The sequence below is a fragment of the Candidatus Kryptoniota bacterium genome, assembly GCA_036567965.1.
Classification (GTDB): Bacteria; Bacteroidota; Ignavibacteria; order Kryptoniales; family JAKASW01; genus JAKASW01.
On sequence record DATCTN010000025.1, the window covers coordinates 85,758 to 111,421 of the forward strand.

The following is a 25,664-nucleotide window of genomic DNA, read 5'->3' on the forward strand; positions in this document are numbered from 1 at the left end:
ACTGATAAAGCCTGTCGATCTAACAATACAAGAAGAGTCCCCGCCCGCAAGATGGAACAGGGACTCCTGACGTTAATCGCACAAATTATTTAGGCGTGAACTTTCTTTCCGCGTTCTCTTCAGTTCAGCACGTGGATGTTCTTCAGTGAGCACATGTCCTTCAGCACTTTAGGCCAGACAGTCACGCTGACTTCGCCGAGATGCGCCTTCTTCAGGAGGAGCATGTAAGTACGTGATTGCCCGATGCCTCCGCCTATCGAAAGAGGAAGCTCGTTCTTTATGATTCCCTGATGATAGGGGAATTTAAGAGACTCAAGTTGATGGGAGAGTTCCAGCTGCTTCTTAAGGGTTTCACCGTCGACGCGGATCCCCATGGAAGTCAATTCATGACGCCGCTTCGTGACGGGGTTCCAAACCAGTATGTCTCCGTTGAGGCCATGCATCTGTCGACCATCTTCCGATTTGGTTTCAGTCACCCAGTCGTCATAATCCGCGGCGCGCATCTCATGCGGGTATCCGTCCTTGAGGACCCATCCGATCCCGATGATGAAGACGGCCGGATACTTCTGAAGAAGCGCCGTCTCGCGCTGCTTGCGGGGAAGGTCCGGGTACATATCCAGAATATCCTCGGCATGAAAGAAAGCGAGTTCCTCCGGCAGGTTTGGGTACTTGGCGTTCTTCAATTGCGGGAACATGTGCTGGACATGCGTCTCCGCACCTTTCAGCACCTTCCAGATTTTCGTGACGACTTCCTTCAGGAACTTAAGGTTGCGCTGTTCCCTGCCGATAACCCTTTCCCAATCCCATTGATCGACGTACACGCTGTGATCGTGATCGAGAAAGTAATCCTTCCGGACAGCGCGCATGTCGGTACACAGCCCTTCGCCGCTCTTCATATCGAACTGCTTTAATGCCACCCGTTTCCATTTGGTCGCAGCCTGGACCACCTGCGCGTCGATGGGGTGCTTGTTGTAGTCGTTTGAAATGTGGAACTGGATCGGTGTCCGCGAGCCGTCGCGGTCGAGCATGTCGTTGACGCCGCTCTCGACATCGACGATAAGCGGAACTTGTACCATCATAAGGTTCAGTTCTTTGCATAAGTTTTCTTCGATGTAATTCTTTACAGCAAAGATAGCCAGCTGTGTCTCTTTCGGGCTGAGGAGAGAATGATAATCGGCGGGGAGGATCTTCTCCAATTCGTCGTAGTTACCAATTCCTGGCCCTGCCAAATCAGCTTTTTTGTCCGACATTGTCCAGACCTCCGGTTTGTGGTTGCAATAGTTTTTGTTCGCGAAAGAAGACTTGCTCTTCAAATATTGGAATCACATGCGTAAAATTCAATCGCAAACTCACATCCGCGCAACAGATTGATCTCTTCCGATACCATATGTCCGTTAAACTTAGCTCCATCCTCGGCTGTAGGAGGAAAATGTCTGCCTGAATCCAATCAAGCTTGACGCACACTTAGTCGCCCGTTAACTTAGGCATTGACAGAGATGTGGACTGCGACCTGCTGTACATTAACATTTCAAAATTTCCGTGATGGAGCAACTGACAATGGTTTACATGAAATTATCAGATCGATCCACAGGCAATAGTCTTTTGTGGATTTCCGCATGCTTGTGTCTTCTATGGCTGACGCCGGGCACGACAATTTGCCGGCAAGGATCCGGTCGGCCGGCACAGATCATTTGTTTTCAGTCAAACACATTTCCCACCGTTGATGCACCAAGGATCGACCCGGCAACACTCAAGGATGCACTTAAGGGTTATGATGTCGCATATCCTGAAAATACAGAATCATTGAACCGGGAATTAAACGGAGCTGGATCCTCATTACTGATCCTTGCATACGGGAGCGCGTTTCCTGTCGGTTCATGGCAATCCATTCGAAGTTTCATCTCGCGAGGCGGAGGCCTCATTTTGCTCGGGGGTTCTCCGTTTCATCAACCGGTCATGGAAAACTCCGGTAGATGGGTCATGGGCACACTTCAGCCGACTTATGCACACGAGCTCCTCATCGGTCCCGCTGATGAAATAGACATCCGCTCCGATCCATATTATTACTCCGGCGCAAGGTTGAAAATCGCGGAAGGAGTCGAGATCAGCCCGAGCAAATTCCAGATGCCGTCCAAAGTTTACGAGCTTACAGTGCGGTTCACATCTGGAAATGATTTTGCAAATGAGATTGGAAGCGCCGGTCCGCGGGACGCGGTGATGCGGCCGCTGGTCCAGGTGTTGAACGGCGACGAACTTCCGGTCGCCTGCCCGCTTCTTGAAATCGACAGGCTTCGAGGCGACGGAGCCGGTGGGAGGTGGATCATCGAACCTTCGGACTTGACGGTCGATGTCTCTCTCATCAGGTTTTGCGTACAGAGAGCTCTTCAAGGCGCAGTGGAAATCGAAGCGAACCCGTTCTTCGCATGCGTCGCCGATGGAGAGTTACCGGCCATAAGAATAAACCTGTCTCGACCGGCCCCAACAGAGGAAGACACGGACTCAATTCAAGCCCGCGTGACGGTCACGAATTCCGCTGGCGAGAGGGTCTTCAACACCTCTTTTGTGCTGGTTGGAACAAAACAATTTCAGTCGGCTGCTGTTAAAATTTCTGCAGACAGGCCATTGCCTCCCGGATTTTACAGAGCTGACGTGGAATGCGCAGCTGTACCATGGCGACCCAACTCTGTTTCAGCAGGCTTTTGGATCAGAGACGAGAAGCTCCTTCGATCGGGGCCTGAACTTTCGACCTCGAGAGACTGGCTTCTGAGAAATGGAAAAACTTTTCCGGCAATCGGAACGAGTTACATGGGAGCTCACCAGGGGAGAAAATTTCTCATCGAGCCCGATCCACTTTCATGGGAGCAAGATTTCGCCAGGATGGAGAAACTGGGAGTGAATTTTGTGAGGGCCGGTCTCTGGACAGGGTGGCAGAAGATTATGCTCGATCCCGGCAACATCGACGAATCGTTCCTGCGCTCGCTGGACGCGCTCGTACTCACGGCCGCGAAGCACAACATCATTTTGTGCTTTAATCTTTTCGCCTTCCAGCCTCCTCTTAACGGCGGAACGAATCCATACCTGGATCCTCGTGCTCTTGAGTGGCAGAAGTCGTTCGTGACATTGATCGCGTCGAGATATCGAAATGTCGGATGGATCAATTACGACCTGATAAACGAGCCGTCGTATTCTCCCGCCGACAAAATATGGCAGAATCTCCCCATCGGGGACGAGTTCGAGCGAGCCGCGTGGAAGGAATGGGTTGCGAGGAATTGCGGACCGGATCGCGACTCGATCACGGATAACTGGCGCGGCGGTAATATAGATTCGCTGCCGAGCGAGGACGATATTTCCTACAGTCAGATCAGAGAGAACAAGCATCCAAGAAAGGCACTCGACTTCGTCAGGTTTACTCAGGACGTACTTACGAATTGGGCAGACGAAATCCGCGGCGTGATCCGCCGGAGCGGAGGGAATTCACTCGTCACGCTCGGCCAGGATGAAGGTGGCACCGGCCTTCGCTCGGAACAACAATTCCACTACACTGCAGTCGACTACACTTCGATGCACACGTGGTGGCTCAACGACGAACTGCTGTGGGATGGAGTAATGACAAAAGTCCCGGAGAAACCAAACCTGATATCTGAAACCGGACTCATGCGTCTTGAGAACATCGATGGAGAGCCGTGGCGTTCGCCGGGAGCAGCGGAAAAACTCCTCGGGAGAAAATTCGCGTATGCTTTCCAGAGCAGGGGCGCAGGCGCGGTTGAATGGTGCTGGAACATAAACGAATACCAGTCCACGGACAACGAGGTCGGAATCGGGATGACCCGCGCTGATGGGACTTTGAAAAAAGAATCTCAGGTGATCAAGGACTTCTCCGACTTCTTCCGCGCAGCAGCGCCCTACCTTTCCGATTATCAGCCCGACCGCGTCATCTTAGTAATACCGGCCTCTAAACTATTTTCAGGCCGGCCAAACGCGCTTGCAGGCACACAAAGGATAATTACTACGCTGGCGCGAAATTTCGGGATTGTGCCGACCGCACTATCTGAATACAAGCTCACCGATGTACGTCTCAGGGGCGCGAAGCTTGTGATTGTCCCTGACCCGGAAATGCTTTACGACAGCGCAGCCTCCGCGCTATTCGAGGCTTCCCGCAATCGCTCGATCATCTTGTTCACGGGAAGTATTGAAGGTAACCAATATGGAAAACTCACTCCTCAAATCATGAGACTCGGTCTGCAACTGACGAGCACACCCGTGAGTCACTACGAGGGGACTAATTGGGGTTCCGGCAGCGAAAACGGCCGTCGATTTGTAACGTTCGGACAAGAGGAAAGCGAGTATCTGAGAAAAGCGGATTGCAGTCCGCTCGATTCGCTTACCGGAACAATTCTTCAGGAGCCCTTGCCGATTGAGTGTGCGAGTGAAGATGAGCCGTTAACGGATATGCTGACGGCGGTACTGAATTACTCCGGAATTAGTACTCATGTTTTCAATTCGCCGGTTGCCGCGAGAGTACTCATGAGCGCCAGTTCGGCGCTTGTAGTCTGCGTCAACGAGTCGTCCGTTGAATTCACTCAGCCGGTACTTGTCGATGGCCATGAATTCGGAATACCGGTCGGTCCGGGGGGAACAAGGCTGGTACTCATAGAACGAAAGAGCGGTAAGATCATCGAAGCAACATCAGGAGAAGCAATTTCAAAAGTAAAATGATTGCCTGAGGAGTCGTGCTTGTCCCACCATCATCGCATTTACCGATGCCTCGCGTACGAGTCGACTTACCGGCGGGCGACGGCTTTCGATCAGGTCACTTACTACGTATTCGACAGCTATCTGTGAATCGCGACCTTCCCTTTGAGCAGCTTGAGGCTCCGGCTGGCGGTTGCGCTTTGTGGAAGATAAGTTAAAAATTTCGACGCGGGTTTATAGAAGAGTCCGCTCAGAGTGGTCACGTACACATTTCTTCCAAATTTGTTGACAGAAGTGATCTCGTTGTATTCTAAACCCCTGTCATCGATTTCCTGGTACACCCCTGTCGCAAGGTCGATGCGGGCGATCTGGCTGTATACATAAAAGAACATGTTACTGTCAACCTGAAAGAATCTGCAATTACGAAACGTAGGATCTGAGAAACTCCCGAACTGGGTCCAATTTTCTCCGTTATTTGTAGACCGGTAAATCGCGGCAGCCTCTGTCATAGCGTACAGCGTATCATTGTAATTGAACATATCATAAAATCTTCCGAGGATGTCCGGCAGAATTCTTGCGGTTCCGTTCGAATGAATGATGTAATCATTATTGCCCATGGCAATAAAGAAATTGTCCTTGTAAGAGCTTATTAAGAACGTCTGCCCGCTAAATTTGTCGCTCACGTCAGGCTCAATTTTTTTAACTACTGGAGAAAGGGCGATGAACGGTTCATAACCCACTGTAAGAGTTTTCCTGGCATTGAGATCCATCAGACAAAGAGATGCTCCGTCGGAATCGAGAACACACGTGAAAAACTGTCCCAGATCGTTGAATGCCCCGACGGGAAATTGATAATCAATTGCGGATGGAACTGCGTCGGTTGAGAATGATGAATCGAGGTCGTGCATATTGAACCACCATTCATAAAATCCACCCCTCACCGTGGTATCTGTTCCGATCAGTGTGGCTGTTGAGGGAACGAACAGATACTCCGCTTCCCGCCCTCCGTACGTCCCGTACGCCCAGAAATCACCGCAGTATTCCGGCTTCGTCGAAAGATTAAGCTGCGTGGGGAAGAAGAGTTCAATTGACGGCGCAATAGAAGACGTATCGAAACGCGAAACGGTCTGAAGCCCCGCCACAGTATAATCATTTCCGTGCACGGCGCCGTTAAGGAGAATCTTATCCAGGCGATAGAGACTCGGATCAACCTGCCACGTTCCGCCTGTAGTGTCGTATTGAGCTTGAAGAGTATTCGAACTCTTTTTTGAGCACCCTAAGAGAATTACACTCGCCGTCGTCAGGAATAATGACAGTCGAAAAATCTCGATTAAGCTTTTTGCCACAATTCACCTCCCGAGAAAACTGCTGCGTTTAAGAACCGGGGCTCGAGGGTAGCTTGCATGCATGCGCACGACAGAAACGCACCCGCCACAACTCACCCGCGAAGCACTATCATTTAAGAATATGCTTTGCCTCGGGATATTCTTCAAGCCCGATTCCGTCAGAACCCTTCACCTTGTCGTCGTCTGTTAGCGACAGGAGTCGCTATGTACCATCCCGCAGCATCACAATGATAGGAAAGAAAGATCTTCGAGACGATCAGCAGTTTCTTCTGATCATTGATTTGAAGAAGCATGAACTCGTTAGCAGGTTAATGGCCACCGAGCTTTTTACGATCGATATCCCTCTGACCAGGTGCACGCGATCGTATTGTGTGATCGACAAGCTCCGCCACACTTCTTTTCCAGACGCCATAATCCCATGTTCCTGCGTACAGATAACCGTCGCTTATCGTGAGTCCGATGATCACTGAATCGATGAGACCCGTATTTGCGAGCGTCCAGTGATCGCCATTGTCATTCGATAAATATACTCCCCCTCCTCCACCGAGGAACAAGTTCTTTTCGCTGTTGACGAGCACGTGCGCGTCGGTGTCAATGAGACCGTAGTTAATCCGGGTCCAATTCCGTCCGTCTTCATTCGAGCGGAAGATCCCGTTGCCTTCCGTAAGCGCGAATAATTCGGAGTCTACAACAGTAATTGCATTGAAATAGTTATCTGTCAAATTACTATCGACCTGCGACCATGATACACCGTCATTGGTCGAGACAAAAATATTGCCGCCCGTGATTCCTGCAAATATCTTATTGTCCTTGAAGGCTAGCGCCTGCGCTTCACGAAGCTTTCCGGAGCTGGATGACGCACGTGGAGGCGGCACAGAGGGAATGACCTTTGATGGGCCCCGCTTCTGAATTACGACTCCCGGATACCATTGATTCCCATTGTTTAAAGATAATCCGCTGTCGCTCCATGCCCAGGTCCTGCCGTTGTCGGTCGAATGAAGAAGTCCGTCGCCCGTTGATGCAAAAATGTCGGAATCCCTCACCGCAAGTGAAGAAGCGAAGCCTCTTCCCTGGCGGCCTCCAATATTCGAATCAATCCAGCTCGCGCCTTTGTCTGTCGAAGCATAGAATTTGTTCCATGTCCTAACGTAGAGATTATCGCCATGTGCTTCGAGCGCCGTGATGAAGTGACTGGGAAAAGTTGACGCAGCGCTGTCCAGCCTCGACACGATCCATTCTTTTCCACCATCGGTGGAGCGGGACACGCCGAATCCCTTTGTCCCTGCATATATGTTCTTTCCACTTGCTGCCATGTGAAACACGCCAGCCTTCAGCAAGCCATTGTTAATTTGACTCCAACTTTTTCCATTATCCGATGAACGATAGATGCCATTGGACGTAGTGCCCACATACATATTACTCTCGGTCTTGCAAAATGTAAGGAGGTCTGCTTCATCATAGTTCAAGAGAGTCCAGGTCTTGCCTCTATCGGGCGAGACAGAAAGTTTCATGTCTGAAAACACATATAAATCCGTTCCCGTGGTACCGGCCAAATTCGGATACGTTCTCATTCCCAGTTTATTCGTAACTATCCATTCGTTTCCATTATCAGTAGAATAAAACAGGCCGCCGTTGGTCTGTGCAAACAGGACTGAGCCCGACATCACGGCAAGATTGATTATCCAATAATATTTCAGCCCGCCGTCATGCCAGCTCCTCCCCAAATCTGTTGAAATATATATTCCGCTGTCTGTGCCCGCGAACAAGTTGCGACCCACGAAGGCGAGCTTACGAATGTTGACTTTGTTCAAGGTAGAGTCCGGCACGCTCCAGGACTTACCTCCGTCGGTGGATTCATACAGTCCACGCATCCAGGTCCCGGCGAACAGGAAGTGCTTTCCTGAAACTGAAATCGCGGCGAGCGAGCTGACCTTGACTTTTTTCATGCTCGTGTCCGGCTCGGACCAGGTTTTCCCGTTGTCTCTTGATTCAAGGATCCCCTCCGTACTTCCAACGAAAAGGTTCGATCCCTGGGAGACGATGGATCTGAATATCGTCTCCGTACCGGCGGCATAAACCGGAAGCCAGCTATCACCACGATCCGTCGATAAGAATATTTCCGATGCGACTAGGTTAGGTCTAGATACCCAGGGTGCACTCACGCCAGCCAGGAGAGTGTTTCCCTTTGCATAGAGAAACCCGATACTCCCGCCGCAGTACGGACCGTTTGTTGGAACCCATTGTCCCCTTGCAATACCAAAAGCCAATAGAACTAAGATGAAAAGAAAAATTGTGCTGTGTGTGGATTTCATTTCGACTCCTCGCTTTCCTGCGCCATATTTGCCCCTTGTGACATTCCTTCGTCAAGTTAGTGGATGGGCAAGGAATTGACAATCCAGATTCTTTCAATGACTCCGTACTTCGACGGAATAATTTGGAATCAGTATCCTTCCGCAGTCCCGGCGCCTCTGGGATCCGCTACTCCCTCGAACCCGCCGGGCGACACGAGAATAGCCTGGACTTCGCCGATGTAATCTCCCGGAACAAGCTTGTACCCTCGCGCCATGAGACTCTGCTCAACATCGTAAACAAGAGCCGACTTTTCATAATGGACCTCATCAGGGACCCACTGATGATGAATCCTCCCTGCCTCTTCTGCTTGAGCCAGAGGCATATCGAAGTCGATGATATTCAACATGACTTCGAGGACCGCATTTATAATTGTCGTCCCTCCGGGTGAGCCAAGGACAAGAAACGGTTTTTCATTTTTCAACACGATTGTCGGAGACATAGAGCTCAGCATCCGCTTGCCAGGCTGAATCGAGTTGGCGTCGGCACCGATCGCGCCGAACTGGTTCGGTGTGCCGGGCTTTGCGCTGAAGTCATCCATTTCGTTGTTCAAAAAAAATCCCGCCCCATCCACAACCACCATCGAACCGAAATAGCTGTTCAGAGTCGTAGTGACACTGACCGCGTTCCCATCTTTGTCGATGATCGAGTAGTGCGTCGTGTGTGACCCTTCTTTGGGCGGATTTATCAAGTCAGGATATATTTCTCCACTTGGAGTCGCCTTGAAGCTGTCTATTCCAGCCGCGATAGTCGCTGCGTACTCTTTCGAAACCAACTTTTCCACCGGCACCTTGAAAAAGTCGGCATCACCGAGGTACTTGTCGCGATCTGCGAATGCATGTCGCATCGCCTCTATCTCGTAATGAAGGCTCTGCGAGGCTCCATAACCGTATCTGCGAATGTCGAACCGCTCAAGAATGTTAAGAATCTCTGCAAGGCACACTCCGCCGGAACTTGAAGGCGGCATACCTACGATCTGATATCCATGATAAGTAGTCGAGATCGGTTTAAGAATAACGGCATGATAATTCTCAACGTCTTGCGCGGTGATGACACCTCCGGTCGCCTTGTCTTCATTTGCGATCAACTCCGGAATTTCACCTTTGTAGAATCCATCTCTGCCTTCTGTTGCGATCTTTGACAAAATTCTCGCGAGATCCCCTTGTTGGATAACATCACCTTCCTTGAACCGTGTGCCATCTTTTGTGAAGTACTTCATCGTAGATGGAAAATCTTTCATGAATCTCGCAGCGCTGTCTAATCCGACCTCAAGCCATTTGTTGACCCTGAATCCCGTATCCGCGATCGCAATCGCCGGAGCCATGACCTTACCGAGAGGGAGTTTGCCGAACTTTTCTTCCGCCATGAGCAGTCCATCAACGTTTCCCGGGACACCAACAGCCAGCCCGCCTGCAAGACTTTTCCCGGGAATGACATTTCCGACACTGTCGAGAAACATGGTGCATGTTGCGGCAGCGGGTGCGGACTCTCTCGCGTCGATCGCGTAATTGTCGCTATTGCTCAGATGGATCAAATAATACCCGCCTCCACCAATGTTTCCGGCTTGAGGGTAAGTTACTGCCAGCACGAATCCCACCGCTACTGCGGCGTCGACGGCGTTTCCCCCCTCTTTCATAATTCTTACTCCAACGCTCGTCGCCAGCGAATCTGCAGAAGATACCATTCCGTTTGTTCCGAAGGCCGGCTTCAGAACGGAAACCTGGGCAACGGTCGACGTTGCTGCAAAAAGAACTGCAAGAAGAACTCGACTCACGTGATATTCCCTTCTCTCCGAGATTGGTGTCATAAAGTTCTATTAAAGGAAAATTTAGACATTCAATCAACCATTGGCAATCATGGTGGTCGTGAGTACGGTATCTGGGGGATCCGCCAATTTCACAGGCGGGACATTCGAGTACAGGTGGCTAATCAAGCTTGCCTAACAAGAATGGAGGTAACCACGGCCGCAGCTTCACCTGCTCTTCTCTTGTTAAATACTTAAATCCTCTTACCTCTCCGACGCAATTTGGTGAACCGCAAGTACAGGTGAACGGCTCAGTGAGCTCATAGTCTGTGGTCAGGTAGTTATTTGTGACTTCTTCCCCGGCCTTGATGCTCCTTTTTGCCAGCAGACAGAGTTTTTTCCAGTCCACATACGTGTTGGCGTTACAGCTATGATTCAGGTATGCGTTTGAATCGTCAGTTCCCTCAATGTGCTTATCATCGTCAATCTGGATCGAGTATCGAGTGGGGTGATCCAGTATGGGGCCATCAAAAGTGAGCAATACTTCATCCCTTACTATTTCTTCCACAGCGAACAGACCCCTCTGATTGTCTTTTCTGGTTTCAACAATCACTTTCTTACTAAGTGCCAACGTTCACTCCAGTGAGGCAATAAGATTCCGAAATCGTTTTAAATATTATTTCAGATGAATCTCTGGAATAAATTCAATTGCAGTTTGAATCTTCACAAGCGATACCATCCGAAAGAATATGGATGTAGTGTGTTCGTTCCACTTTATGGACATACAGACGCAGTGTTCGGTCGTATCTCAATGCAACTTTTCCAAAGCCTTCTTCGACTCCTCGAGGTCCGGGTTAAGCTCCAGGGATTTCCTGTAAGCCGCGCGCGCGGAGTCGACCTTCCCGAGTTTTTCATATATCATCCCTATACGCCAGTAGCAATATTCGGGTGCAGGGGCGTTCTTCACATCATGAGCATTGAGAGCTTTTTCAAAGCATGCGACCCCTTTATCCAAGTCGGTTCCTGAGAGAAGGTCCACTTTCCCCAGCTGATAGTACACGGGATAGTTCTGCGGATCTCTCTTGAGTGCGCTGTCAAACATCTGGCGAGCATTTGTGAAGTCATTTTTCTGGGTATAATACAGTCCGGCCTGGTAATAGACGTCAGACTTATTGTCGACCGCTGCCACGGCTTTGGTGAATACGTCGTCGGCTTTTGTCCGGTCATTCTCGTCGATGTAAAAAATCCAGAGAGCTCTATACGCTAATGGTTTTTTCGCATCTATGGAGATTGCCTTACGATAGCACTCTTCCTGTTGAGCTTTCTCCTTCTGGTATTCGTGAACCCTCGCTTCGGCAAGATATCCTGAGTACGTATCATAGCTTTTGATCGTGTCCGATTGCGCCGCGGCTTTCTCCACGCTTCCACCGATGATTCCGGGTGCCTGAAGATAATACTCCACAAGACTCATTCTCGCATCTGTATATTTAGGATCGAGACTTACCGCAATGAGCCACTGCTCCTTACAGTTTGAGGCGGCACCGAACTTACTGAAAATCCCCGCACGCTGTGCCTTGACGCCGTAAGCATCGCCGAGCATAAAATGGTATTTCGCGACTGCCCCGTTGAGGCTAATCGCTTTATCCAGGTAATCAATTGCAGCGTCGTAGTCGCTCCCCATAACGAGACTGCCGAGATAGTAATACACTTCTGCATTCTGAGGATTTTCCTTTGCCGCCTCCAGGAAAAGAGATTTCGATTGTGCAAATCTCCCTTCATTGTAGAGACGTACCGCTTCGTCGAATTTCGTTTGTCCCGGCGCGTCGATTGAAAGAATCGGAGTCAGAAGTGCAATAACCAATAATGTCTTCATCGTAAGCCCCCTCCTGAAGTAGAATCGCGAGCAACAGTCGATGTATAATGATCCTGAAATCGGTTGATTATTTCATTTCCGTCCGCTGTCGTGCATCCGTGAAATCACATTGGGGTCCTCTGTCCTCAACATTAGATAAGGGTCCAAAATGGATTTGTGAGGAAGTTTTTTCAATTTCAATTTTCCTCGTTTCTTGGGATGATTTCTAATAAGGTCGCATTCTACTGTGAATATTCCTAAGGTTGATCGTTGCTCGAATCGAATTTAGCGGAATGGAAGATCAAGAAACCGGGCGGGACAACTTATTACAGAACTTAAGTGTAGGATATCGCTCTGTATTTTCAATCTTACCGGAACTTGAAACAAGCGGATTTGTTCTTATAAGAAATCGGGTATATGATGAACAAACTCGGAAGCTTTGTTACCTGTTTGATAGTAGCGGCATTCTTCTTACCTGCCACAGTCTTCAGCTGTGCATGTGGATGCAGTGTCTTTTCAGTTGGTGCAAGATGGATGATGCCCATTTCAGCAGGATATCGGATTTCTCTTATGTATGATTTCATGGATCAGGGTAAAGACTGGAGCAACTGGCATGGTGCATCAGCGGACTTAAATGACGACAAGGAAATAAGAACGAGCTTCTATACTCTCGGGGTACAGGACATGATAACCAGAGACTGGGGAGTCATGATAGAAGCACCATTATGGGACAGATATTTCAAAACCAAAGAGGATGGCGGGGGCGCGGCTGGTGTAGACCATGAAGCATTTGGTGACACACGAGTCATGGGAATGTACACCGGTTTGTCTGAAGATATGTCAACCGGAATACAATTTGGCTTGAAGCTCCCGACCGGGCCATTCAACCAGTCGCTAATGGACAGAGATACGCAAATCGGAAGTGGAACGACAGATTTGCTTCTTGGCGGGTATCAAATGGGCCAGGAAGACAACTGGGGATGGTATGCACAGGCGCTCTGGCAACACTCGTTTGACGCGCGTGATGGTTATCGCCCCGGCGATAGTTTTGATTTTAGCATAGGGGCTCACTATGACAATCTGCTGGAGACATATAGGATTGTCCCGATGCTCCAACTCATTGCTTCGTTCCGCGACATTGACAGCGGAGTCAACTCGGACCCAAGCAATACAGGATACGATAGACTCTACCTGGCGCCAAGCGTTCAAGTCAATTTAAGTCAGATGGTCAATCTGTACGGAGAATTGAAAATTCCAGTAGTCACTCATGTTCGGGGATATCAGCTTATTTCGCCGGCGCTCTTTAGTGCGGTAGCAAGCTTCAGCTTTTAAAATAAAACCTATCGCTCTCTCACAACTCCCGTTAGAGACGTTCTGAACCGCGTGACCGGACTCATGCGCGTTGTGATTCCTGTAAAGTGAATTTCTGCGTGCGGATTTCATGCTCAACAATGGCGGACAATTTTGGGGGCGTGTCATTCGATGACGGAGTGGAAGCTGACGATCCGTTACAGCTTCAGTCGCAGGCCTAATTCCGCGGTCATGCCGTAGAACTCCTCGGCACTCGGGAAATTTGCGCCCTGATTGATCTGTGTGTCGCGGGCGCCATTCAAATTGTTGAAGTCAAGGTACACCTGGATCCCGTACCATGGAAGGTCTTGTTTGACAGAAGCGTCCCAGCGATTCGGCGGCATTCGCGTCAGGGAGCTCCTGTATTTTTGCGGCTGATACAACACTTGTGATTTGCATGGCTGACAGCTGTTGGTTTATAGCCGCATTTTGCCCGCTTGCCTGTGCGGTGACAACCACTTCTTTTCCACGAAGTGCTGCTGCCGTCAGCTTAATTTCGAGCCCGGTAGGAATATCCGGACCAACACGAACTTGCATCTCTTCCGTCTGATAACCGACGTAAGTAATTCGAACTGTGTAAGAACTCGGCGGAACGTCCCGGATTACAAACCTGCCGTCAAGATCAGTCGCTGCTCCCATGCTGGTCCCCTCAAGCATCACAGTCGCTCCCGGCAAAGGCTCATCGGTCGTCGCGTCTCTTACGGACCCTTCAATTCCGGAGCCGCCGGCTCGAGTCGGGTCATGTCTCGACATGAAATCGGAATCCCGAAGACAATGCAGATACTCTCAAGAGGATTCTGATGCCGGGAGAGATCTCCTCAAGGCTGAAGATGGTGAGGCGTGCCGGTCCATGGAAACGGCATTGCGGATTCTATTTCATCCCGGAATGAATCACAACAGACTTTTCGGATCTCCCATTCAAGTGGATGTTTCGCGAGATTCATCTCGATCGTCGCGTTTGCCTCTTGCCCGTGAAGCGGACAGGCGACTGCAGCAAATGCAGGTCGAACGATATTGATCATCCTCTCGCACAAATAAGCTTTCGGATCGGTGTTTAAGTCAACGCTTCTTTCCCCGTCTCTGAACTCATAAGCAATCATAATCACTTTACTCCTTGACACAATTTTCTGAATGCGACTTTTCTGAGGAGTGTTATCGAACTAAAGTGTGCGGGTTACATTTTCGATTTCAAACGACATTTTCAATCTGCCATAAAGACCGGCTCCACTTATTCGATCCTTCTCAGACAACCCAATGACAGGATCAACTTAACACTCTTCGGAAAACGAACAATCTTTTTTGAGGTTAAATTTCTGTTAAAGAATGCCCACTCGTAGGTATCGAATTAGAAAGGTGAGCCAGAAATCTGACTTGTAAGGAATATCAGTCTTCTCAATTCGCTGTTATTAGCCGAACTGATACTCGATTGTTAGTTCATTCCTTCGTCGGGTGGCTCATTTGATTTTCTGTTGAATGCTCCTGCTACCCACAGCGTATAAAAAACGACAATCAAATCACTTCCGGATTGAGTTGAGAAGCCGCCATACGGATACCACTCTTGCGAAGGTCAATCGGGAACTACGTCGGTGCCGGGCATCAGATCGCATTCATACACCTGGGGCAACTTACCCGTTTTCTCGAGGTAAGCCTCCTTGATCTTTCCATTGAAATCTTCCAGCGAGTCGCGTTCCACAAGGTTCAGCGTACATCCGCCGAATCCTCCGCCCATCATTCTAGCGCCGAGAACACCATCGATCTTCGATGCCGCTTCGACAAGCAAGTCGAGCTCTCTGCAGCTTACTTCGTATTTGTCCCTCAAGCCCTGATGGGAGAGATATAGGAATTCTCCGAACCGGGCATAATCGTTCTGCTCGAGACATTTGCAGGCGGAATCGACACGGGAGTTTTCTTCGACCACGTAGCTGCACCGGTTAAACACGATATCACCCAATTCGTCCCTGTGTTCCCGCAGCATTTCAAGTCCTACGTCACGAAGGCTCTGAACCCGCGGATCATATTTCCTCACAATCTTCACCCCTGTCTCGCACTGTTGTCTTCTCGGATTATACTCGGAAGACGCGAGACTGTGCTTTACGCCTGTATCGCACAGGACGAATCTCAGGTCCTTCCTCACGAACGGGACGTATTCGTAATCAAGACTCCTGCAATCGAGATGCAGCGCCGATTCCCCTTTGCTCATGAGATTCGCAAATTGATCCATGATCCCGCATCTTACGCCGACAAAATCATTCTCGGAGCGCTGGGCTATTCTGGCAAGCTCGGCGCGTTCTATGCCAAGGTTGAAAATACTGTTCATAGCAAACGCCAGCCCCGATTCCACTGCAGCGGAGGATGACAATCCAGAACCTATCGGGATATCTCCGGCATACACACATTTGAATCCGGTGACTGGATATCCGGCTTTGCCAAGTTCAGCTACTACCCCGATGAGGTAGTTCGCCCATGCCTTCTCTGATCTTGCGGGACTGCGCGATTCAAAACGATAATTATCTTTGAAATCCAGTGAGGTCACCGTCACTTCGAAGCCGTTCCCCGGTGCCACGGCAAGATAAATGGCCCGGCCTATCGCTGACGGAAGAACAAACCCTTCATTATAATCAGTGTGTTCGCCGATCAGATTGATCCGGCCCGGTGACCTGACTATGATCATCCTCTCATTGTTACCGTACAATCGTACGAATTCTCTCCTTAGTAAGTCGACGATTGATGAATTTGACTCCAAAATTAATCGCTCCGATTTAGATTGAACAGCCTTTCGGCTTTTTATCTCAATTATGTTTGGAATGCACCTTCGTGATCCCCAACAGGTTTTTATTTTCCTGACGCTTACGGGGGCGTCTTACATCTCACGCTTCTCATTCCGAATGCAGATCTTCATTCGATACAGAGGGAGATCCTCGATTTCATAGAGTGTTTCGATACTCAGCTCGGATGCCGGAGAGAAATTTCAAGCGCGCTACCGAGCCGCATGAAACATTTTGACGGACATCGGGAACCGCCTGCAGCCGGGGAAGGGCTGCAGGCAGGATCCGTCACTCCAGAAGGAGAAGAACCCGTTACTTAAGAAGAAGCATCTTCCTCGTAATCGAATTAGTCCCTTGTCGAAGGGTATAGAAGTAAACTCCGCTGGCGAATTTATCCAAGCTGACATTGTAGACGTATTCACCAGCTACTCTATTACCCTGGTCAACCACTTGCACAACCTGTCCAAGCACGTTGTAAATAGTCAGACTCATCGCTCCCGAATGAGTCAGGCTGACTTTAATTGTCGTGGTCGGGTTGAAGGGATTTGGAAAATTCTGACTCAAGTCGAACTGTGTAGGTATTACGTTGGGGATCTGACGCACCGCCAACTCCTCGGGGAACCAATTCAAGTCACCCAGGTGCTTACCATCAGAGCCCGTGAGCGAACCTGAGTATCTCAGATTCTCAGGTACAGGGTAGCCCTGAGTCGTCGCCCAATTGCTCGCCACGCCAGGCCAATCCCCCGTTAGTGACGGTGGATTATAGAGAGAGTACACATAGGGGCGTATTCCCTGGCCCGTTCCGCCGTTATTCCAACACGTATCAACAAATGCAACCATTTTCCCTGCTGCCAGAGTCACCAGTGCGGAATTGAATCCCGGGTCGACACTATCGTTGTTTGCGACATTGATGTTGGGCCACGCTGTCGTGTTCGTAAGCATGCCAGGCTGAGTGTTTATGAATGTTGGCCAATGGAGGCTGTCGCTCGCCCAAGCACCGCCTTTATATTGCATCCAATTGTTCACTATTTGTTGTGGCCAGAAGTAGGCATTGTTTGTGATCGTGATGTGCCTGGCAGCTTCCGTCAAGTCGTAAGGAGATCCCACCAGCGAACGCAGCGAGTCTATCGGGATTAGCGAAGATCCCCAACTGCCGGGAGTATTGTTGTACCATGACGCAGGGTAGGCTGTCGAGGAAACGCTGAAGAATATGTTGTTCTTTATTACTGTGTTGGTCATTTGGTACAAATCAAAGGCTCCTCCCTCTCCCGAAATGAAAATAGTGTTGTGCTCGAAATCCAGATATGCACAACCGTACCCTGATGAACCCAGGACGTAACCACCCGTTAGAAAGAAAGTGTTGTTCTTGAATATCGCAGTATCGCACGGGTATGTTCCCGGATCCACCCACGCAAAGCCCGGATTCTGCGGATTATCATCCTGGTTATTCCTGAACTCGCAATTGGTGACATAAAAGCTCTCATGATCATGGTTATACGTATCAAAAAGGTTAGGAGTACCGGCGCCGGAAATATTCTCAAGGATACAGCGGTCAAAAATATAAACATCGCTGTCACCGGCCGGAAGAACAAACCGGCCTGTAAAAGCTACGCTGTCGGTACGCGTACCTAAGAAGTATAAACCCTTCAGTGTGAGAGTATCATTTCCCTGTGGATTGAAAAAATATCCAATCGACGAGTTGTCCTCAGCAATCGACGGCGCGACTACAGGAGGGTGTCCCGTAGTTGGGTTGATGTAGCCAACGATAGTGACACTCCCTTTCGCTGATACAGGCGCAGTCATGTAATAAACGGTGTCCAGAGCGCCGGTTGGCTTCAACAGAAAGACGGTATTAGGTTTGACCAACCCCGACGCAACCGTATCAGCGTTTATGAAATTGTTGAGGTTGCCCGGAGGCAATGCCGATACGATGACAGTATCAGCGCCTTGGGCGGCAAACGATGCCGATGGCACTGTTGCAAGTGACACAACAGCGATCAAAAGCAACGAGATGATAGCTGATTTCATGATAAGTCATCCTTTCTTTTGTTGGTTATATTTCGGGAATAAAATTCGGCGACAATTTTTGATCACATGATAATCGGACTTGTTTCGGAGCTTGCGTTCTGACGGCGACGAAACATTCACGTACACGCTCCTCTCATAAAACCCCTCTCGCATTTTCGGGGTTTGCCTTTGGTGAGTCATTGCAGTGTCCAACGGAGACCTAAATCTGCCGAAAGTCCATAATCAGACTCTGACGTTGGAAAACCGGAGCCTCTGACTAAGTAGTTATCGTTTGCACTGTTCAGATTGTTGATGTCAAAAAATAATTGGGTACCGAACCATGGCAAACCTTGTTTCACCGCGAGGTCCCACCGTACGTAGTTTGCTTTGTCGGAACGAAGCGCGTTATAGAAGTTCGTACCATTATATACTTCTGACTGGTATATCATGGAGGTTAAAATGGAAAATTGGCCGTAATCATATCCAAGCGAAAGGTTAACAACATCATTTGGCTGCTGGATGAGTCTATCGTTGTAAGAGGAATCTATGTGTACTGTCGGAAAAGGATAGACCGGCGAATGCTGTGTGACGTTGTAAGGGTATGTCGCTTTAGAAAATATGTGGGTGTAATTGACGTTCAGAACCAGTCCGCTCAAAAGACCGGGTAAATACCAGAAATGCGTCTGCCACTCGGATTCAATTCCCCAGACATTAACCGGGAACGGACTGTTGATATAAGTAGAGAGCGAAAATGTTTTTGTAGTACTGGGAACCCCCGGATATTTTGAAGGATCGGTTATGTACGTGCCCTGACCGAAGATCAAATCATCGATACGCTTCAGAAAGGGACTGACCGCAAGTAATCCGACAGTGTTGTCGTATACCGCCACCCGGACATCGTAGTTATGTGAATACGCGGGTTTTAATGCATAATTATTCCAGACCACATAGTGACCACTGTTGCTCGCGACATCCTCTCTCGGCACGATCTGGCTGAAATCCGGATACGCGAGTGTGGTAGTATACGAGCCACGGAAACTCAGCCAGAGAAACGGATCATACTTCAGACTAACGTCCGGCAGCAAGTATCCATGGTATTCATCTTTTGTTACCCAGGTGTGGGGCAGCGAGCTCGGATACGGATTGGTGGCATCCGCATCTCCAATAAACTGAGCGGCGGTATAGGTGGTCTTAAGTCCCTGATACCGAACACCGGTGATCATGGCTAACTCGGCACCGAGATTAATAGTTGCCATCAGATACTCAGCGCTCCTGAATTCGTTTCCAGTGTAGTCACTCGCGAGACTTCCGTACACGTCGGGAACATAGTCAGGAACCGTTTCCGGCTGGGCCGTTTGCTGACCAAGGGTTTTTAATTCGTCGATGATCGTACCGATCGTGCCCGCAGTTACTCCGGAATACATTCCATAGTCGCCGTTAAGGAATTTTCCAAAATTCATATTTGGATCGTAGAATCCAAGAATCGAGAAGTTTCTGGCGCCGGTAGAATCAAGATTATACGGCGGTTTTGTCAGCCATGGGAGAGCCTGAACAAGTTGTAATCGGCGTCCGGTGGCATAGCCACCATACAAGCTCCCGTAACCGTCGTCAAAATTGTAATATCGGGTGGTGTATTTATATTGCCCTCCGCCCTTCAGCATCACAGAGACTTCGTCCGATAGATTGAAACTCCTCTCCAGGTCAATCGAGCCCTGAATATCGTTCTGCTTGTTGTAGCTTCTCCATGTCGCGTTGCCCTGCCAGAACATATTATTCAGGTTTATCATGTTTTGAGCAGCTTTGGAGATCTGCAAAGGGTTTTCATAATTCGGTATGCCGCCTGTCCCTGCTGAGAGCTGCTGAAATACCAGCCTCCAACCGTTAGGAGTAAAATTATCCGAGTACGAATTAGAAAGCTTCATACTCACGTTGATCGTACTTACAGTCTGCTGATAGTGCAAAATATTTGTCATGACATTGAGATCATTGGTTGACCTCTGTGTTCCGAATAGTATATCATTGCCGTAGTTCGCGAGATCGTAAGTTTCATCGTGGGATTCGTTGGTCATCGTACCGTGACTTAGCAAATTCACGAGAGATATCTTGCCGTTTGGCAATCTGTAATCCAATGTTAGTGTTCCATCATATCGCTGCTCTAGTGTCGGGTCGAAAGAGAGATTCAGGCTGCCGAGGACTATTGAGTCGGGCTTGTCCTGTTTGTCGGGTTGATAGTATGATCCTCCCAGTTCGTTCGAAGTGAGGTTCTGCCTTTGCGCAATTCCTTGTACAAATATTCCCAAACGGTCGTCGAAGAACCTCTTCTCTATGCTCGCGACAAACTTGTAATCGTTATATGTACCCATAAGATTATTATACGCCCCTTGGGCAAGGAGAGTAACCGAAGGCGCACCGGAATGTGTTCCTTTTGCTTCCCTGATGTCAAAGTTCACTGTACCACCAAGAACAGCGGCATCCATATCAGGTGTAACTGTTTTGTAGACTTCAATTCCTTCCAGCGAGCTTGACGAGATCATACTTACATCCACCGCGCGGCCACCAGGACTGTTAGTAGGAGCAGCGTAAGCACCGCTGGCAGAAATGCTGCCAGCATCGTTTGATGGTATCGGTATACCATCGACCGTTATCATATTGTATTGAGGTTGAAGTCCGCGGATCACTATCTGCGTGGCTTCGCCTCCATTTCTGACAAGTGAAATGCCCGGCAGCCTTCCGACGGATTCCGCCGCGTTTGCATCAGGAAGCTCTTGTATACGCGCCGCAGAGACAACATTTACCACATTGCTGGAGGTCAATTGTTGATTGATCGCAGCATTTTGACCGCTCGCCTGGGCTGCGACAACTACTTCTTTTGCGGTGACACCCACCGCCACCAGCTGTATATTTTTTTCAAGCTGCTGATCTTCTTTTAACTCTATTTTTATCATCTGCGTGTTACAGCCGATGTATGACGCCTGTAAGGTGTAAGAACCCGCCGGAACATTTGATATTGTATACTTCCCCTCCAGGTCTGTAGCTGCCCCCATCGAAGTTCCAACAAGTTGAACGGTGGCACCGGGAAGGGCATCGCCGGTACTCGCGTCGGTAACCTTGCCTGTAATCCTGCCGGTGGCGCCCCACGATAATTGAGATGCTACCGCAACGATCAAGATGGCCAGAAAACAAGTATAAGCTTTTGCCAACATTTTGATTTCTACCTCCATCTACTTTTAAGGAATCGACCGCAGTGTATTTTAAGAGGCTTTCGCGAGATAAAGGGGAGATCGCCGCCGATCCGCCAACTGCCACATGGCCTGTCGTAAGGTGTCCCACATTCGAGGCCCTGAGCGGGGGCGATCGGGTTAGAGTTAGCCAACGGAACGAGCGGATAACGATGGCGCGCGGGTAGTAATGAGGGTCGGTCTTCAGGCATCGCCAATATCCGCAAATGGTAGAATACGGCAGGAAATCGCACAGTGGTCCTCATGCAAATCGAGGCATTTGGGGGGATAGGCTGTAACCAAGCTTTCAAATAATATCTCCCTTTAGCGATTCCAGCACCAAGTAAGCGCCAACATAGCACGAAGATTTGTTAGCGCTAACAAAAATCGACGACCTCAGGCCCTAACCAGATTTTTCAATTATTACCTCCCGCCGTTAAGAACACCGATTTAAGACGAATGACGCTCGAAAATTGTTAGCGCTAACATAGTTAGCAACGCGAAAAGTTAGCGCAATCAAATACTAATGTCAAGAGCCCCCAGGTTATTTCTTTCATACAGCACCGGTTCATGAAAAAGTGTGACTTTACTGTCCTGACTATTTCAAGCTCTTGAGCGGAGATGGAACCGTTATCAATCCGAATCTCTGACGTTGTTCGTCCCAGAAGGATCCGATTCGCCTCTACACAAGTATCGTCCGAGAGGTTTATTACGTTTTTCGCCGGCCGCCAGCGAACACGAACCCGGCCAAGAGTCTGCGACCCGAAATCCCGGCCTCACAGGGAATGGTCGTGATGAGTGATCAACGGAAAACTGGATTTCCTTACGGTCCCTTGTTCCCCCGTCTTGCTTTCGTCTTTTAAAATGAACAGCTTATCTTCTGATGAACGATGCACTTGTATGTTACAGTTTTTGCGGATGCCGAAGACATCGCCAATGTGAAGCTGGAAATACTCGACAATGATGGCTGGGTGGTCCCCGATGCGAATAACCTAGTCGAATTCAAAATCGAAGGAGAAGGGAGATTGGCAGGTACCGATAACGGCAATCCTCTAGATCTAACGCAAATGAAAAGCAACCAGCGCACCGCCTTCAATGGACTCGCACTCGCAGTTGTTCGATCGACACACAAAGCAGGTACCATTCGTTTGATCGCCGGTTCCAAAAATTTAAAGAGCACGGTAATTTAAATTACTTCACATAGTTCAGTGAATGCGCCAATGAACGTCGAGAGTTTAGAACATTGAATGTTCCACTTAAAGACAATAGAATAGATAGGACAAGAACATGAGACAATGCTCGATGACTGAACAGTCAGTTGTGAGAGGAAAATGGATGATGGCACGAGTATTTTCCCTGTCATCCATGAAACTCTATCGGATACTTGTGTTCTCCAGTGTGTTGCTTTTTCATCCTCAGGAAAACATTGCGCAATTTGCAAATGGCGCAGATGTCGGTTGGCTCTCGCAAATGGAGGCGATGAAATACGTGTTCAAGGATAATTCGGGAGTTAAGATGAACTGCCTGGATATTCTGAAGGAAAAAGGGATCAATGCACTCAGGTTCAGAGTATGGGTCAATCCGAGCGGCGGATACTGCAATAAAAAAGATGTGGCGTACATGGCTCACCGTGCTGACAGCATGGGTTTCAGTGTGTTGATAGACTTTCACATGAGCGATACCTGGGCTGATCCAGGCCACCAAACAAAACCAGCAGCCTGGGCGAGCGATTCAATTGCTCAACTACAAACAGATGTTTACAACCATGTTTACAGCGTTCTGGATACACTCAAATCAATCGGTGTAGTTCCAAAATGGGTGCAGATCGGGAATGAGACCAACGACGGCATGCTGTGGGAAGATGGAAGGGCAACGACTCACATGAGTAATTTTGCCGCCTTGATTAAGAGCGGTTATAATGCCGCAAAAGCTGTTGACAGCACAATCCAGGTAATTGTTCATTTATCAAACGGGCATGACGATGTAATGTACAGGTGGATGTTCGATGGCTTGAAAAACAACGGCGCCAAATGGGATATAATTGGAATGTCGGTGTACCCTTATTGGGCTGGTTTATCCTGGGCAACAGATGATAGCCTGGCACTGGTAACCATGAATGACATGATCGCAAGATATCAAACGAAAGTAATGGTGGTTGAAGCAGGCTATCTTTATAACGATCCGGTCAATGCAAATCATTATTTGTTGGATCTTATAGCGAAAACAAAATCGGTGAGTGGGCTGGGTGTCTTTTACTGGGAGCCTGAAAGTTATAATTGGAACGGTTATCAACTTGGGGCATGGAATCCCGCAACGGAGGAGCCCACAGCTGCCATGGATGCTTTCTTAGGAATAAGTGCTACTCTTGTTAGACCGCCAAAAAATATTCCAGGTTACGATTTCAATATCTATCCCAATCCATTTAATCCGAGCACGACAATCGAATATGAACTCCCTGCCTACTCAAATATTTCTATCGTTATATACAACGTGCTTGGCGAGGAAGTAGCCAGACTCGTCGACGGTTATGAGAACGGCGGTTATCACAATATAACCTGGTCGGCGGACAACGTTTCAAGCGGTGTGTATTTCTGCAAAATGGTATCAGAAAATTTCCTGGCACTGAAGAAGATTGTCTTGCTCAAATGAGACCCGGTTCCCGATAGAGTCGAAGAAGATTTTATAGACTTGCTCATTAACAAAGTCTCAGCGACTTGTTTCTACAGATTCCCCATGAACATTCCCTCGGTTGACGCGTTTGAAAAGGTTTTTCTAAAACCCTAAGCAATAACCTTTGCAGATTCTACTTGGCGTAGCCGTTCTGCTCAAGCCAGCTTTGGGCGTCCTTGTTCCCGAGCAGGGCGGCCTTCTTAAGACAATCAGCCCCCTTTCTGGTTTCTCCCTTCTTATCGTATGCAAGACCGAGATTGTAGTATGCGCTTGAAAACTTTGGATCGAGCTTTATGGCTTTCATATACATGACTATTGCAGTGTCGGTGTTTCCCTTCTTACTGAATGCATTTCCCAAATTATAAAAGGCCCGGGGATGTTGAGGACTTATCCCAATCGCCTTTTTATAGAGGAAGATAGCTTTGTCGACACTATCTAGATCTGCGTACACAAATCCCAGGTTGTCGTAAGCAAACGCATTGTTAGGATCAAGTTCTATTGCCTTCTGCAATAATGGAATGGCTTTGTCGACGCTGTCTGTCACCGCGTAGTAGTGCCCTAGTGCGGCGTAGCCATAAGAGTCGTTCGGATCAATCCGTATTGCCGTCTCGTGAAATTCTATCGCCTTCTCGAGGTCGCCCTTCTTGTAGTATGCATATCCCAGATCATCGTACCCGTACGAATCGTTCGCGTCAAGCTCAATTGCCCTGTTGAACATGGGTATAGCTTTATCGATGCTGTCTTCGCCTACATAGGCAAACCCCAGATCGTCATACGCGCGCGAATACCCAGGATTCAACGCGATAGCTTTCTGAAAAAGTGAAATAGCCTTGCCGGTATCCCCATTGGAGTAGTATGAAAGTCCTAAATTGTGGTAAGCTTCGGAGTACTCCGGATCAAGTTCAATTGCCTTTTCAAAGAAGAGTATGCGCTTGTCCCTCTTCTTCATCACATCGGCGCCGTATCCCTCCTCAAACCAAAGGCTCGCAGACAAAATTCTTGCGGCTGATGCATAGTGAGCCAGTTCTTCCTTCCTTTTGCTCACATCCTTCTCTCCTGCAATCAACTCCCGCAAAGTATCCATGAGTGTGGCCGCCGAATCCGCTCTCCAACCTGTGATCACGAGATCTTTCATTTTGTCCCGGTCATTTACGATAGTCGAAATCGATTTTGTGACTTCTGTGCGATTCACCGATACAGACGCCTCGATTAAATATTTCTTTCCATTCCAATGCTCATTCACAATCTTTGTGTTAGTAACCCCGCCCAATATTGAACATATCTGGCCGCTGTCGAGTCGTGAGAACGCACTCGCCTTCTCCGTGCTTCCGTCGGCGGAGGTGTTCTGTAAATACAGACTGATCTCTTGCAGGAGTGCTCGCTTGACATTATAAAGTGCCAGGGTACCTGAGGACATCTTATTATCACCGATGCCCGCGAGATAAGTGTAACTACGAACGAACGTTTTGCTCTGGGAATACAGCGGCAGGCCGCTTAAGAGCATCAAAATAGAAATCCAGATTTTCATTGACCCTCCTTCTAAAAAAATCAATTAAGACTCGAAATATGTTTTGGACCAATTCGATTCCTCATGCGTCTCAGCGTTTGAAGAGTGGGTACACATCAACTCGGATTGGACGTTTGTCGAGCCAGAAAAGTTTGTCCACAGTC

16 protein-coding genes are annotated in these 25,664 nt (G+C 48.8%); 4 read left to right on the top strand and 12 right to left on the bottom strand.

Features of this window, described 5'->3' with window-relative positions; translation table 11 throughout:
- Positions 1 to 119 precede the first annotated feature (119 nt).
- Positions 120 to 1,250, bottom strand: a complete 1,131-nt coding sequence (asnA, locus tag VIS48_10450; GenBank protein HEY9166569.1) for an aspartate--ammonia ligase — start codon at positions 1,248 to 1,250, stop codon at positions 120 to 122.
- Between the two features lie 307 nt (positions 1,251 to 1,557).
- Here asnA and VIS48_10455 point away from each other — a divergent pair, with 307 nt between their 5' ends.
- Positions 1,558 to 4,716, top strand: coding sequence for a cellulase family glycosylhydrolase (locus tag VIS48_10455; protein HEY9166570.1), 3,159 nt, complete (start codon positions 1,558 to 1,560; stop codon positions 4,714 to 4,716).
- Between the two features lie 116 nt (positions 4,717 to 4,832).
- Here VIS48_10455 and VIS48_10460 read toward each other — a convergent pair whose 3' ends face one another.
- The 5 genes from VIS48_10460 to VIS48_10480 all read right to left on the bottom strand — a co-directional run bounded on the left by VIS48_10460 (position 4,833) and on the right by VIS48_10480 (position 12,004).
- Positions 4,833 to 6,038, bottom strand: a complete 1,206-nt coding sequence (locus tag VIS48_10460) for a hypothetical protein (protein HEY9166571.1) — start codon at positions 6,036 to 6,038, stop codon at positions 4,833 to 4,835.
- A gap of 308 nt (positions 6,039 to 6,346) precedes the next feature.
- Positions 6,347 to 8,350: a YCF48-related protein gene (locus VIS48_10465; protein ID HEY9166572.1), complete on the bottom strand. Its 2,004-nt coding sequence runs from the start codon at positions 8,348 to 8,350 to the stop codon at positions 6,347 to 6,349.
- Positions 8,351 to 8,478: 128 nt separating this feature from the next.
- On the bottom strand, positions 8,479 to 10,161 hold the full coding sequence (gene ggt, locus VIS48_10470; GenBank protein HEY9166573.1) for a gamma-glutamyltransferase: 1,683 nt from the start codon (positions 10,159 to 10,161) through the stop codon (positions 8,479 to 8,481).
- A 151-nt stretch (positions 10,162 to 10,312) separates the two neighbouring features.
- The gene (locus VIS48_10475) at positions 10,313 to 10,762 is read right to left on the bottom strand and encodes an SET domain-containing methyltransferase (protein HEY9166574.1); all 450 of its coding nucleotides are present in this window, start codon (positions 10,760 to 10,762) and stop codon (positions 10,313 to 10,315) included.
- A gap of 177 nt (positions 10,763 to 10,939) precedes the next feature.
- Positions 10,940 to 12,004, bottom strand: coding sequence for a tetratricopeptide repeat protein (locus VIS48_10480; GenBank protein ID HEY9166575.1), 1,065 nt, complete (start codon positions 12,002 to 12,004; stop codon positions 10,940 to 10,942).
- 513 nt (positions 12,005 to 12,517) lie between these two features.
- Between VIS48_10480 and VIS48_10485 the strand changes: the two genes are divergently transcribed.
- Positions 12,518 to 13,315 (top strand): hypothetical protein, encoded by a 798-nt coding sequence (locus tag VIS48_10485; protein ID HEY9166576.1) that lies wholly within the window; start codon positions 12,518 to 12,520, stop codon positions 13,313 to 13,315.
- Between the two features lie 291 nt (positions 13,316 to 13,606).
- Here VIS48_10485 and VIS48_10490 read toward each other — a convergent pair whose 3' ends face one another.
- The 5 genes from VIS48_10490 to VIS48_10510 all read right to left on the bottom strand — a co-directional run bounded on the left by VIS48_10490 (position 13,607) and on the right by VIS48_10510 (position 21,308).
- Positions 13,607 to 14,086 carry a DUF2012 domain-containing protein gene (locus VIS48_10490; GenBank protein ID HEY9166577.1) on the bottom strand — a complete coding sequence of 160 codons (480 nt, stop codon included), beginning with the start codon at positions 14,084 to 14,086 and terminating at the stop codon, positions 13,607 to 13,609.
- Between the two features lie 65 nt (positions 14,087 to 14,151).
- Positions 14,152 to 14,433 carry a hypothetical protein gene (locus tag VIS48_10495; protein HEY9166578.1) on the bottom strand — a complete coding sequence of 94 codons (282 nt, stop codon included), beginning with the start codon at positions 14,431 to 14,433 and terminating at the stop codon, positions 14,152 to 14,154.
- Between the two features lie 467 nt (positions 14,434 to 14,900).
- A complete protein-coding gene (gene galK / locus VIS48_10500; GenBank protein HEY9166579.1) occupies positions 14,901 to 16,076 on the bottom strand; it encodes a galactokinase in 1,176 nt (391 codons plus the stop codon).
- 334 nt (positions 16,077 to 16,410) lie between these two features.
- A complete protein-coding gene (locus VIS48_10505) occupies positions 16,411 to 18,126 on the bottom strand; it encodes a T9SS type A sorting domain-containing protein (protein HEY9166580.1) in 1,716 nt (571 codons plus the stop codon).
- 176 nt (positions 18,127 to 18,302) lie between these two features.
- Positions 18,303 to 21,308, bottom strand: a complete 3,006-nt coding sequence (locus VIS48_10510; GenBank protein HEY9166581.1) for a carboxypeptidase-like regulatory domain-containing protein — start codon at positions 21,306 to 21,308, stop codon at positions 18,303 to 18,305.
- Positions 21,309 to 22,213: 905 nt separating this feature from the next.
- On the opposite strand from VIS48_10510, the gene VIS48_10515 reads away from it, so the two are divergent.
- Together VIS48_10515 and VIS48_10520 are read left to right on the top strand one after the other, a co-directional pair.
- Entirely contained in the window at positions 22,214 to 22,513 is a 300-nt protein-coding gene (locus VIS48_10515; protein ID HEY9166582.1) for a hypothetical protein, read from the top strand.
- A gap of 112 nt (positions 22,514 to 22,625) precedes the next feature.
- Positions 22,626 to 23,972, top strand: a complete 1,347-nt coding sequence (locus VIS48_10520) for a glycosyl hydrolase 53 family protein (GenBank protein HEY9166583.1) — start codon at positions 22,626 to 22,628, stop codon at positions 23,970 to 23,972.
- Positions 23,973 to 24,126: 154 nt separating this feature from the next.
- Here VIS48_10520 and VIS48_10525 read toward each other — a convergent pair whose 3' ends face one another.
- Positions 24,127 to 25,521, bottom strand: a complete 1,395-nt coding sequence (locus VIS48_10525) for a tetratricopeptide repeat protein (protein ID HEY9166584.1) — start codon at positions 25,519 to 25,521, stop codon at positions 24,127 to 24,129.
- Positions 25,522 to 25,664 lie beyond the last annotated feature (143 nt).